This is a genomic window from Bacillus sp. SG-1 (assembly GCF_000181495.1).
In the GTDB taxonomy this organism is placed as follows: Bacteria; Bacillota; Bacilli; order Bacillales; family Bacillaceae_B; genus Rossellomorea.
Genome location: NZ_ABCF01000075.1, coordinates 1 through 12,108, shown reverse-complemented (window position 1 = coordinate 12,108; position 12,108 = coordinate 1). Strand labels below are relative to the sequence as shown.

The window sequence follows — 12,108 nt, the reverse complement described above, 5'->3', positions numbered from 1 at the left end:
ATCAAAGCCCAGCGTCTGAAATAGTTGATGATGCCAATCATTTCTTTATGATAATCATATGTTAATTCTTACAGTAAATAAGGGTAAAGTACTTATGTCTAATGGTAAATGTTTTTTCAGCCGGGGATTGGGGAAGAATTGATTATTAAAACTCCCGGCTATTTAACATAATGATCAGTTGATATAATTTCTGCTACGCCCTTCTATAAAGTATTTGTAGAAGAAAGGAATTTTTATATATGAACTATGCAGAAGAAATGCTTATATCTCTGGAAAACGGAGATCTGGACAAGGCTGAAAAACATTTCAAACGGGTTAAGAATCTGGGTACTGATGAGGAGAAGTATTCTCTGGCAGAGAACCTTTATCATTTGGGATTTTTGGAAGAAACCAAAGAGCTGCTGGAAACCCTTTTAGCGAAATATCCTGATGAAGGCGAGCTTATTGTCATGCTATCAGAAGTCCTCGTGGAGATGGATGACGAGGAAGGTGCCCTTGAACGCCTGTCTGAAATGGACGAAACTGATCCAGATTATCCAAGGGCATTGTTATTACAGGCCGATTTATTTCAGATGCAAGGATTGTTTGAAGTCAGTGAGCAGAAACTTCTTCATGCTAAGAGACTTCTTGCTCACGAACCGATCATTGATTTTGCACTGGGTGAACTGTATCTGGAGATCGGGAAGTTCCTGGAAGCGATCCGTTCACATCGGCTAAATGAGCCAAAAATCCACTGGATACTTCTCGCCATTCTTATCTAAGTTGTGCTATAAGAAAACCGCCTTTCGCTCTAGTTAATTTCTTCTTTTTTTGTGCTATAATAACTGATATATTTAATTATTTTGAATTTAATGAACTTCACGAACCAAGGAGGTAACATTTATGAATTATGGTGTCGTTGTTTTTCCCTCTAAATCGCTTCAGGATAAGGCCAATGCTTATCGAAAGCGGTACGATCCCCATTATGCTTTAATTACACCACACTTGACCCTGAAAAATGTATTTTCAGCAGGTGATAGTGAAATTAAAGATATTGCCGGCAAGCTGAGAGAGATTGCCAAAAGGTACGATCCTTTTAATATGAGAGTTTACAAAATCAGCTCATTTCAGCCTGTAAACAATGTTATCTACTTTAAAGTGGAGCCAACACCAGAACTTGAAGGGCTGCATAAGGATATGCATTCCCCGGAATTTAACGGGCAGGAACCTGAATATGCATTTGTTCCGCATATCACGGTTGCCCAAAATCTATCGGATGATGAACATTCCGACGTATTTGGATCTCTGCGGATGTTAGGGGTCGATCATGAAGAAACAGTGGACCGTTTCCACCTGCTCTATCAGCTAGAGAATGGCTCATGGACTGTATACGAAACATTCCGCTTAGGAAAGGAATAGAATGCTTTGAAGATGATACTGGCCAAAACCGATAAAGAACTTCAGGATGCATTGCACGTCCGAAAAGTAGTATTTGTTGGGGAACAAAACGTACCTATGGAAGAAGAAATAGATGAATTTGAGAATACATCAGATCATTTCGTTTTATATGATGAGGATGAACCGGTTGGAGCAGGAAGGTTTCGCGTGAAAGAAGGACAGGGAAAAGTGGAGCGAATTTGTGTCCTATCCACCACCCGTGGTAAGGGCGCAGGAAAAAGGATCATGAATTTCATTGAAGAACACGCCCGCAGCAAGGAAGTGCCTGCCTTAATTCTGAATGCACAGACGCATGCCATACCTTTTTATGAAAATCTCGGTTACTCTATCACATCGGATGAATTTCTTGATGCCGGCATCCCTCATAAGTCGATGAAAAAAATTCTAAAATAACCAAAACCGCCTCCCGGCATTCCGGCAGGCGGTTTTATTTTATCTGGTTGTGCAAATGAATAAATCCCTTCGATTATGTTGAAAATGGATTAATAACTTTCAACTTTTAATAATAGGAGAACCATTATGGATTTTTTGGCTATCGCAACAGAACTCGTAGTAGGCTTTGCCGCACTGTTAATCTTGACCAAAGTTCTTGGTAAGACACAAATTTCACAGATTACCCCTTTTGACTTCATTTCTGCGATTATTCTTGGGGAGTTAGTCGGAAATGCATTATACGATGATAAAAGCGGGGTCGTAGAAATACTTTTTGCCATCTCCCTTTGGGGAGGATTGATATATTTTACGGAATTCCTTACTCAACGATCCCTCCGTGTAAGGCATCTGCTTGAAAATACGCCTTCCATCATAATAAGAAAAGGGCAGATCCAGTTCCAGGCCCTGAAAAAGAATAACCTTGATTTAAATCAACTGCAGCAGCTTTTAAGAGCAAAAGATATCTTTTCTGTACGAGAATGTGAATTTGCCATTCTGGAAACGGATGGCAGCCTGAGTGTTATCAGAAAGCCTAAATATGCAACTGTTCAAAAACAAGACATCAATATACCTCCAACGTCAGCCAATATACCTATTTCTGTGATATTGGATGGACAGATCATATATGATAACTTAAAAATGATTAATATCGATGAGAAGTGGCTGTTTAGTGAACTCGAAAAGAAGGGATTTGCATCTGAAAAAGAAGTTTTGTTTGGTGAATGGCAAGAGGGGGAAGACTTATTGCTTCAAGGCTACCAGACTGCCACCTGACAAATCAGGCCTTATAATGAAGTCTTTACATTTGCAAAAAAAATTAAAAGGCCCCAGCGGCCTTTTTTTAATGACTGATAAAAACTTGATTACCTTCAACATCAACTTTCAGCAAGCCGTCATTTATCAGCTTGGTAATATAGGCCGTGAAACTTGTGCGATATAACAGGAACTGCCCCAGCGTCCCGGACTGTATCCTGTTTCCATCCAGGAATTTCTTCAACAACTCATCAAAACTTAACTTATCGTTATGGGTTTCGACTATTTGTGATATCTGTTTCATTAATTTTTTGTGTACTTCTAAATTGGCTTCAAGGGTCCCTGTGATATCATCCTCAAACTCACCATGTCCCGGAACAGCACCTGCCAAAGGCATTTCCTTTACCTTTTCAAGAGTATCGATGGTTTTCTCAGCATCTACAATAAACGGTACGATATGCTTTGAGAGTGCTTCCCCGCCAAAATAAGCGTCCGCAGCAAAAAGAACCCGCTCATATAAAATCCCGGCTTGTCCTATGGAGTGCCCTGGAAGATGGAGGATTTCCAATTGGAAAGGTCCAATTTCCTGTTTTCCTGCAGGCAGTATTTCATCAATCTCTACAGGCTTCCCTTCTAAAAATTTATTTCTTAATTCTTTTAAGGGAAATGCCCCGTTCCATAAATATACCGGTTCCATTACCGGATTTTCCATAAGAGCCTTCTCCAACTTTGGAGCAAGCAGCTTGATTCCCCTCTTCTCTCTTAAGTACGAGGCTCCGCCGAAATGATCAGTGTGAGCATGTGTAACAATACAATAATTCAGCGGCAGGTTCTCCTGCTCCAGGGCTTTCAGTACCTTTTTGATTGTTGAATCATCAATGCCGGTATCGATGAGTAATCCTGCGCCGTCTTTCACTATGTATCCGACATTAACGGCACCAGAAAGGTAATAGCAGTTATCATTGAGTTTTCTTAGCTTCAAGGGAAATACATCCTCTCCGTTTTTCTATACATATTCGTTAATGTACTTCCCTTTTCCTGTAATATCCGCTAAAAATTCAGCTGAAACAGCATTCTCTTTTGAAAAACTCTTTCCAGACTTCGTTCTATTCGTTTTAACATCAGACTCAACACTATCATGTTGCTGCTGGTCCTTATTAGCCAGCGGCTGAATTCGATTGATCGGCATAAAGGTGAATGGATCGTAATCCTTGATAGCTTCACGTTCAGCATATTGCATATATTGATAGTGTGGTACCGGTGCAATATATCCCATACTGTCCACCTCGCTTTTCTTTTCAATTCCCCATTGGATAAAATATAAACACCCTTCATTAATTACTATTAAATACGTTCGGAAATATGAGTTTGGGTGGGTTGAAAATAAAACAAACCATTAGGCCCATCCCTTTTATGAAGGAATCCCAATGGTTATGCCCGCTTATTATTTGCCGTTGTTAATCATTTGCGAAATCGTTCCAAAGTCCAACTGTTTCCCATCATTAACGATTGATTTGACGATTTTATCTTCCATGTCTTTATTGACCGGTTTGTTGGCGATTTGAGATACACGTTGTATGACACCGCGCACCGTTTTCTCATCCTTGAAGTTCGCATTTTGGAGTGAGCCCGCCAATTCCAATACATCATTCATGTTGACGCCGGTTTTCTTTTCGATATTCTTAAAGAAATTATTGTTATTCATTGGGTAAACGCCTCCTTCACAGCTAATATATAGTATGAGGCGCTATTGGATTGGTGCATGGTTTTATAAAAAGCACGCCGATTGATGATAACTGATGAGCTCTTTCAACATGCTCAGTATTAGGAGAAAATGATAATACAAACACAAGTTCAGTTATTGAGAAGAATAGTGAAAATAATCTTTAGTCTCTTCCATTCATGCGTACTGTCTTGAGCAGATGAGTGCCGCAGACCAAGTTTGGGTGAGATTTACTCTCCAGGTGTATTACTCCGCGGGGCGGGCGGCGGCCTCCTCGGCTGCGCCTGTATAAAAAGTGTAAGCGCCCTGTTCAGCACCAGACAGGCAAATGTGCCGAAGAGAAGAAAAGTCGTTTTCCCCTTTTATTCTCTTCGGGTTATTTGATCCCGAGGGGCTGGGTTACGTTCCAGCAGGTATGTAACCTTGGCACCTGGAACTAGACGTCCCGCTTGTCCGCAGGAGGTCGTACACCATCCACTCCAATCAATCTTTCCGTGCAGCTTAGCTCGTCTTATGTGCTTCAGGCATATAAAAAAAGCAGATTCACCTTGAACCTGCTTTTCAGCGGATTAACAGAAGCTCGCACCTACAATAATCAGAAGAATAAACAGAACGACAATCAAGACAAATGTCGAACCATATCCGTATCCTGGATTACCGCAGCCATATCCATATCCATATCCATATCCATATCCATACATCGCTATCACCTCTCTTTACACCGGAATACTACAGTATATGTAGAGATGATTACCTATGGTTGGGCTGCAGCTTTATCTTGTTCCATTCCAATCATATAAATCGATGGTTAATTTGCCTGAAGGATCTGCCTGAGCAAGAAATACATTTTCAAGTTTTATCTTTCTCTGCTCCAGCTGGTGAAATAGCCACTCTTCCGTAAATCCTACTTTTCTCAAGCCTTGAGTATCAATATGTCCGTCATTGATCACGGACTGGATTGGCAGGACCTTTACATAGTGCTGGAAAAAGTCTTCATACAGGAGTGGTTGTTTCTCCTTTTTTGGAAGGACACTTAATTCTCCGTTGGTATCAAGGGAGGCATATTCTACGTCGGATGCACGGAAGATATTCCTTTTTCTTAATTGTTCCAGCAGTTCATCAGTGGAAATCTTTTCTCGTTTGAGAGCCTCTTCTATGATATTTCCATCCTCAATGAATACAGTCGGAGTTCCTTCGACGAAGTGTCTGAATTTCACACTTTTCAGCGAAATAAACGAAAAAATGAATGGCACAGAAAACCAGAGAAGGATACTCATCAATCCTTCCATGAGATTAAGTTCAAGATCCATTGAGAGAGTACCGGCGATGCTTCCCACTGTAATGCCGGTGATGTATTCAAAAAAAGATAACTGTGAAAGCTGCTTTTTTCCGAGCAGTTTTGTAATAAAAAATAACGCGATAAGGATGAATAAACTTCTAAGGCCTACCTCCAGATATTCAGACACATACCATCACCCTTTCGGCTTGAAGATCAATGCTCCAATAAACCCGAAGATGATTGCAGCCGAAATACCTGAGCTGGTCACTTCAAACATTCCCGTCAATACTCCTACCAGACCATGCTGTTCCGCTTCCTGCATAGCTCCCTGAACCAGTGCATTCCCAAAAGATGTGATTGGGATTGTAGCCCCTGCTCCAGCGAAGTCAATTAGTGGTTCATATAAACCAAAGCCTGCAAGTATAGCCCCAATGACCACAAGTAAACTCAAAGTGTGAGCGGGTGTCAGTTTGGCGATATCAAATAACAGCTGGCCAATCACACATATCACGCCGCCAATCACAAAAGCCCAAAAAAACATAGCCAACATAGGCTGACCCTCCTTTCAGTCTCGATTAAATATATTCAATGGATACAGCATGGGCTATACATGGGATCGATTCGCCCTGCTGGAATGTTAATGGAGACAATAGCGCACCAGTAGCAATCATTAATATCTTCTTATAAACACCCTTTTTCATTTGATTAAGTAAGTGACCATACAAGACTGTTGCTGAACACCCCGGACCGCTTGCACCTGACTGAACAGGCTGATCTTGTCCATATATCAGCAAACCGCAATCTTGAAACTGGTTCTCATCGAGGTTGATCCCCTTTTGCTGAAGTAAATCCTGCGCAGTTTTACGGCCAATCTTTGCTAAATCTCCTGTAATGATTAAATCATAGTAGGAAGGATCTCTTCCCAAATCCTTAAAGTGTGCCGATATTGTATCAGCTGCTGCCGGAGCCATCGCCCCTCCCATATTGAAAGGATCCATCAGCCCCATATCAATGACTTTTCCGACTGTGGCAGAAGTCACTCGCGGCATCCGTCCTGTCGCCGTCCCGCTTTTCCCTACTACCGAATACCCAGCCCCTGTGACTGTCCACTGGGCAGTAGGCGGCTTTTGGCCTCCATACTCAGTCGGATAACGAAACTGTTTTTCAACAGCTGAATTATGGCTTGAAGCTCCGGTCACTATATAGTCAGCGCCCCCGGTATCCACTATGTAGGATGCTATGGCAAGCCCTTCCATAGAGGTTGAACATGCACCGAAAAGTCCCAAATACGGGATGGCATTTGTTCTAGCCGCAAAGGATGATGGAGTGATTTGATTAATTAAATCTCCTGAAAGGAAAAATTGAATTTGCTCTTCTTGAAGACCGCCTTTTTCGATTGCAAGCTTCACAGCATCCTCAATCATCAGGCGATTGGCTTTTTCATAAGTGTCTTCACCCATCCATAAGTCGTCATAGAACCGGTCGAAGTCTTCTGACAGTCTCCCCTTCTTTTCAAAAGGGCCACCTACAACTCCTGTGGAAATAATGGAAGGCTGATTCTGAAATTCCCATGATTGAGTTCCTTTTAGCATTAAATGACCCCCCACTTAATAAGAAGCGTTTTAATCAGTGCAATAACAAAGGCAGAAAAGACACCAAAGACAATGACAGACCCTGCCAGTTTAAAGATATTTCCTCCTACACCCAATACAAGTCCCTCAGTCCTATGTTCAATGGCTGCTGATATGACTGCATTACCAAACCCGGTAACCGGTACAGCGCTTCCCGCACCAGCAAATTGTCCAATGTGATCATATATCCCAAACCCAGTCAGAAGCATTGAAAAAAACACCATAGTTGCAACAGTCGGATTACCCGCAGTCTGTTCTGTAAAATTGAAGAAGTAAATATAAAAATAGGTTACCGCCTGTCCAATTAAGCAGATGGCCCCCCCTACGAAAAAAGCTTTAACACAGTTTAACAGCACCGGCCGTTTTGTTTCGTGTTTCTGTTCTAGCTGCTCATACTGTTTTTGCTGTGGAGTTTTTTGTTTCTTTCCCATGACATGCTGCTCCTTTCTAGGTTAGCTCCTCTTTCAACTTAATTATTTCTTGAAACCTTTTTTCAGCTTCTTTATTGGAAATATGCTTTTCATCAATCTTTTCCTTTAGCCTTACAGTTTCCAAAAAGATCTTATAGTCACTCGAGACGATGAATTCTTCATCGGGAAATTTTTTCTCAAGCTTCTTTTTCATCTTCTTTTCAATCTTCTTCATATGAAAACGGTGGGAGTGTTTCACTTTGTAGGAAACAAGAATTTCCTTTTTCCCTTCAATGACAGCCACATCATACAGTTCATGAAGCTTTGCTATCTCCTTTTTTACCGCATGGCCGATGCTGTCTGTTTCCGGATTTTCCACCAATTCAATTGGAGGAGGGTCTGTGACCTTGATCAATGCGCCTCTGCTGTCATCTCTTTCTTCCTCATTTACGGAACAGCCTGAGAGAAAGAGCAAAACCATACATATTCCAAACAAATATTTGTTCATATTATCCCCTCTGTTTTTCAGAAAATATGTCTGTGCAGCAAGATCCTTATCCTCCTACATGGAAGAAGACCGCTTCTGCTGAACAGCAACCTTTTATTGTATATCTATTTTCTGCTACAACGGTCGATTTTATGAATAAAAAAAAGGACCGGCTCTCCTCCATCTACTCTGCGAGAGTACTGGGGAGCCAATCCTTTTTTGTTTAACAAAAATTTACATACGAAAACAAATCTATTTTGTTTTTTTACTCTTGCCGCAGCCACAGCCTTTTTTCTTTTTGACAGGTTGTGCAGGTTTTATTTTGGATGCAGATTTCTTCATCATCACCCTTTACCTCCTTAAATGATGGGAAATTCAAAGTACAGCCTGTAATATTTATATGCTGTGTTTCTAACGCTTGTTCTCCTCATTTAAGAAATCCACTTTTGTATTAAAGTTTCTATTATGGAAGCAATTCCGGCAGCTGCCAGGATGATAATAAGCGGCTCTGCAACGGCTGGAAGAAAGATATAAAGCAGATAAAGCCCCCCTGATGCCCATATCCCCGTACACCAGTGGCAGCTGAGAAGCTCACCGATCCAGCCCCTCACCTTTCCTTTTTTAGGCACTAAAAAAATCTCACTATTGCCATCTTCGTCCATTTCCTCCACTTCATCAAAAAAAGGAGCTCTCAAAAATTCGGTGATTTTGTCGTAAACAATCAGATGAGTAATCCTGAACACGGCCAATCCCATGACTGCCAATTGAAATAAAGTGAGTTCCACTTATGATACTCCTTTTCAAGTAGATTCTTGCCCTAATCCGAATGGACAGCTGGCAAATAGCCTATTTTGGCGAAAAAAGGGCTTTTATCCGTAACTTAAACTCCTTGGCTACAATATGTTATTAATGTAGCGATAAACAATTTAAAGGAGGATTTTCAATATGGGTTGTGGAAAAAGAGATGATGTAGGTGGAGTTTCCACTGATAACTGTGTATGTGAAGTAGTTCGCGCAATTAAAGATATCCAAGATGCTGCAGTAAATGATGATTGTTTAGATTGTACGACCAGCTGTTTCCTTGAGCCGCTAGGTGATTTGAACAGTCCTGCCATGAGACGCCGTGCAGACACGCGTGTGTTCACTTTGACTAATAAAAACGGTGAATTGTTCAAAGCATTGTTCAAACAACGACACGGTGAATGTGATGCAAACTGTGTATCCATTTACTTCCGTGTAGAAGAAATCTTTGATAACTGCTGTGCAACGTTGAGAGTTCTGGATCCAAATAAAGATATCGTAAATGATTACGGCAAATTGGACTTCAGAGAAATCTGTAAAGTTGACGATTGGAAGAAGACAAACAACTGTATCACTGTTGATTTGAGCTGCTTCTGTGCAATTCAATGTATTGCTGACAGAGATCTTGACATCTGTGAATAATCTTAGGGAAGCCAGCCGGATGCACAATCCGGCCGGCTTTTTTTCATTTGGATTTATAATCCGATAATCTTGATTGCCTGTAAGGAACTTCTTTTGACTTCAACTTCGTCACCCTGGAAAGACTTGATCACCAGGACCTCTCCATCATTTTTTAACAGGATCCCTTTATACAGATCCTCTGCAGTGACAAATTCACAAGGAAATGGAGCCTTCCCGTTAATGTAGCGGGACAAGTAGTCAATTTTTTCATCAAGCTCCATTTCTCTGAATGGCTTTAACGGCTTAAATGAGAAAGACCTTTTATTGCGCTCTGCTTCCTTATTCTCTTTTTCCTCAGCCACCATTTTGTCCTCTGCTTCTGTTTCCTGATGTTTGATTTCTTCCACAGGTCCTTCACCATACAAAGATCCAAGCTCTCCTTCAAAGTAAGAGCGCTTCCTTCTCTTAGGTTTAGTTTCTGCAGCCGATTCACTGATTTGTTTTGCTGCAGGTTTTGGTTGAGCTTTCCTTGAAGAGTAACTCTGCTGCATGTTTGCTTTGGTTTCTTTAAGTGCAGGCTGCTGAATATATAATAACGGCGTCTTCGGACTCGTTTTAGAATTTTTACTCATTGATCGCACCTCCCGAGGTTCATTCCTTTTACAATGTATGCAGTAAATGCCTATAGGTTTCTAAAATATTTCCATTTATTTGAGTGATCCTTCTCATCAATTCTATTACATAGGTTGATGTAGTGGCATCGGGCACAGACCTTCGAATAGGGCGGAAACGGTCAAAGGAGATTGGCTTTTTGAGTGGATGTTGGGTCGAATAGGGTGTAAACAATCCAAGGAGAACGGATTATGGAGGGGATGTTGGGCTGAATAGGGCGTAATCAATCCAATGAGATTTGCTTATAGAAGGGATGTTAGGTCGAATAGGGCGTAATCAATCAATGAGATTCGCTTATAGAAGGGATGTTGGGTCGAATAGGACGTAAACGGTCCAAGGAGATTGGCTTTTTGAGTGGATGTTAGGTCGAATAGGGCGTAATCAATCCAACGAGATTCGATTATAGAAGGGATGTTGGGTCGAATAGGGCGTAAACGGGTCCAAGGAGATTGGCTTTTTGAGTGGATGTTAGGTGGAATAGGGCGTAATCAATCCAATGAGATTCGCTTATAGAAGGGATGTTGGGTCGAATAGGGCGTAAACAATCCAGAGAGAACGGATTATGGAGGGGATGTTGGGCTGAATAGGGAGTAAACAGACCAGTGAGAACGGATTATGGAAGGGAGTTGGTATGAAAAGGGAGTAAATAGGAGGGACATCCGGTACTGGGGTGTTTCTGGAAGAAACAATCTATACAAAAAGAAAGTAGCCTAATAAAAATACATACGTTAGATTTCCTCTTAAGTTGCTTAAGTTACATTAGTCCATTTTTTATATCCATTCTCCCAGCTGACGTATGTCCAACTGAACATTTACCGAAAAATGCTTCTGAATAGCGCCCGATATCATATAGGATAAATGGGGAGGACATCCCCTATTTCGGCATGAAATGGAGTGGGAATATGAAAAGGTTGGGATTTAACGGAAGCGTCATACCCAGCCTCAGCAGAAAAATGTTTCTAAAAGAAAATGGGGCGGTTTACTCTTTTATTCTTTAAGTGTTATCTAAGCTACATAACCCCTGGCACTTGACTGCTTCAATCTACAGGAGTTCATACACCTTCCGCACCAATCAACACTTATTAAAACTTATTGCGATAACAGCCTTTATAAAACAACAAGAAAAAGACCACCCCGACAAGGATGGTCTGCATAATTGTTCAGGCGAGCCCAGCACTACAGCTGCCTTTATATTTTCTATCCCAGTACATGATACCCGGAATCAACGTGGATGTTTTCTCCTGTGATTCCACGGCTCATATCACTGAACAGGAATACCGCCGTATCCCCTACTTCTTCTTGTGTTGTATTTCTTCGTAATGGTGCTCTTTCTTCAATTTCTTTAAGGATTGTGTTAAAGTCGCCAACACCTTTAGCAGACAGTGTTCTTATCGGTCCTGCTGAGATGGAGTTTACACGGATGCCTGATTTTCCAAGGTCACTGGCAAGATACTTAACACTTGCTTCCAGTGAAGCTTTTGCCACACCCATGATATTGTAGTTTTCAAGGACACGTTCACCGCCAAGATAGGTAAGTGTGACAATACTTCCACCTTCAGCCATTAGATCTTTTGCTGCCTTCGCAACGGCTGTCAGTGAATAGGAACTGATATTGTGGGCGAGCAAAAAGCCTTCCCTTGTCGTATTCATGTAGTCCCCTGCTAATTCCTCTTTTTTTGCAAAAGCGATGCAGTGAGCGATACCATGAATCGTTCCTACTTCGTCTTTAATTGTCTGGAAGCATTTTTCGATATCCTCGTCATTTGTCACATCACACTGTAGGAAAAGGTTGTTATCACTGCCTTCCAAAGTGCCTGCCAGATCCTTGACGCTCTTTTCAAATCTTTCTCCTGCGTATGTAA

17 protein-coding genes are annotated in these 12,108 nt (G+C 41.4%); 5 read left to right on the top strand and 12 right to left on the bottom strand.

Annotation, left to right across the window (positions count from 1 at the left end):
- The first annotated feature begins 239 nt into the window (after window positions 1–239).
- The 4 genes from BSG1_RS16990 (at window position 240) to BSG1_RS16975 (ending at window position 2,643) form a co-directional block, all read left to right on the top strand.
- On the top strand, window positions 240–761 hold the full coding sequence (locus BSG1_RS16990) for a tetratricopeptide repeat protein (RefSeq protein WP_006838412.1): 522 nt from the start codon (window positions 240–242) through the stop codon (window positions 759–761).
- Window positions 762–882: 121 nt separating this feature from the next.
- Window positions 883–1,398, top strand: coding sequence for a YjcG family protein (locus BSG1_RS16985; protein ID WP_006838411.1), 516 nt, complete (start codon window positions 883–885; stop codon window positions 1,396–1,398).
- A gap of 12 nt (window positions 1,399–1,410) precedes the next feature.
- Window positions 1,411–1,830: a GNAT family N-acetyltransferase gene (locus BSG1_RS16980; protein ID WP_006838410.1), complete on the top strand. Its 420-nt coding sequence runs from the start codon at window positions 1,411–1,413 to the stop codon at window positions 1,828–1,830.
- A 126-nt stretch (window positions 1,831–1,956) separates the two neighbouring features.
- Window positions 1,957–2,643: a DUF421 domain-containing protein gene (locus tag BSG1_RS16975; protein ID WP_006838409.1), complete on the top strand. Its 687-nt coding sequence runs from the start codon at window positions 1,957–1,959 to the stop codon at window positions 2,641–2,643.
- A gap of 67 nt (window positions 2,644–2,710) precedes the next feature.
- Here BSG1_RS16975 and BSG1_RS16970 read toward each other — a convergent pair whose 3' ends face one another.
- The 10 genes from BSG1_RS16970 to BSG1_RS16930 form a co-directional block, all read right to left on the bottom strand.
- A complete protein-coding gene (locus BSG1_RS16970; protein WP_006838408.1) occupies window positions 2,711–3,604 on the bottom strand; it encodes an MBL fold metallo-hydrolase in 894 nt (297 codons plus the stop codon).
- Window positions 3,605–3,628: 24 nt separating this feature from the next.
- Window positions 3,629–3,898: a hypothetical protein gene (locus BSG1_RS16965; protein ID WP_006838407.1), complete on the bottom strand. Its 270-nt coding sequence runs from the start codon at window positions 3,896–3,898 to the stop codon at window positions 3,629–3,631.
- Window positions 3,899–4,066: 168 nt separating this feature from the next.
- Window positions 4,067–4,327 carry a stage VI sporulation protein F gene (locus BSG1_RS16960; protein WP_006838406.1) on the bottom strand — a complete coding sequence of 87 codons (261 nt, stop codon included), beginning with the start codon at window positions 4,325–4,327 and terminating at the stop codon, window positions 4,067–4,069.
- A gap of 587 nt (window positions 4,328–4,914) precedes the next feature.
- Window positions 4,915–5,046: a YjcZ family sporulation protein gene (locus BSG1_RS20565; protein ID WP_083802911.1), complete on the bottom strand. Its 132-nt coding sequence runs from the start codon at window positions 5,044–5,046 to the stop codon at window positions 4,915–4,917.
- Window positions 5,047–5,118: 72 nt separating this feature from the next.
- Window positions 5,119–5,811 carry a DUF421 domain-containing protein gene (locus BSG1_RS16955; protein WP_006838404.1) on the bottom strand — a complete coding sequence of 231 codons (693 nt, stop codon included), beginning with the start codon at window positions 5,809–5,811 and terminating at the stop codon, window positions 5,119–5,121.
- A gap of 6 nt (window positions 5,812–5,817) precedes the next feature.
- The gene (gene spoVAE / locus BSG1_RS16950) at window positions 5,818–6,174 is read right to left on the bottom strand and encodes a stage V sporulation protein AE (RefSeq protein ID WP_006838403.1); all 357 of its coding nucleotides are present in this window, start codon (window positions 6,172–6,174) and stop codon (window positions 5,818–5,820) included.
- A 25-nt stretch (window positions 6,175–6,199) separates the two neighbouring features.
- Window positions 6,200–7,216 carry a stage V sporulation protein AD gene (gene spoVAD / locus BSG1_RS16945; RefSeq protein ID WP_006838402.1) on the bottom strand — a complete coding sequence of 339 codons (1,017 nt, stop codon included), beginning with the start codon at window positions 7,214–7,216 and terminating at the stop codon, window positions 6,200–6,202.
- Complete coding sequence (gene spoVAC, locus BSG1_RS16940; protein WP_006838401.1) at window positions 7,216–7,686, bottom strand: stage V sporulation protein AC; 471 nt, start codon at window positions 7,684–7,686, stop codon at window positions 7,216–7,218. The genes spoVAD and spoVAC overlap by 1 nt, the downstream gene beginning before the upstream one ends.
- 16 nt (window positions 7,687–7,702) lie before the next feature.
- Complete coding sequence (locus BSG1_RS16935) at window positions 7,703–8,173, bottom strand: sporulation protein (RefSeq protein ID WP_044023079.1); 471 nt, start codon at window positions 8,171–8,173, stop codon at window positions 7,703–7,705.
- A gap of 410 nt (window positions 8,174–8,583) precedes the next feature.
- Complete coding sequence (locus BSG1_RS16930; RefSeq protein WP_006838397.1) at window positions 8,584–8,937, bottom strand: DUF1360 domain-containing protein; 354 nt, start codon at window positions 8,935–8,937, stop codon at window positions 8,584–8,586.
- Between the two features lie 160 nt (window positions 8,938–9,097).
- Between BSG1_RS16930 and BSG1_RS16925 the strand changes: the two genes are divergently transcribed.
- Complete coding sequence (locus tag BSG1_RS16925; protein WP_006838396.1) at window positions 9,098–9,595, top strand: CotY/CotZ family spore coat protein; 498 nt, start codon at window positions 9,098–9,100, stop codon at window positions 9,593–9,595.
- Window positions 9,596–9,648: 53 nt separating this feature from the next.
- On the opposite strand, the gene BSG1_RS16920 is transcribed toward BSG1_RS16925, so the two are convergent.
- Both BSG1_RS16920 and fabI read right to left on the bottom strand, forming a co-directional pair.
- Window positions 9,649–10,206: a CotO family spore coat protein gene (locus BSG1_RS16920; RefSeq protein WP_006838395.1), complete on the bottom strand. Its 558-nt coding sequence runs from the start codon at window positions 10,204–10,206 to the stop codon at window positions 9,649–9,651.
- Window positions 10,207–11,443: 1,237 nt separating this feature from the next.
- Window positions 11,444–12,108: enoyl-ACP reductase FabI (gene fabI, locus BSG1_RS16915; RefSeq protein WP_006838394.1), on the bottom strand; the 665-nt coding region annotated here is incomplete at its 5' end.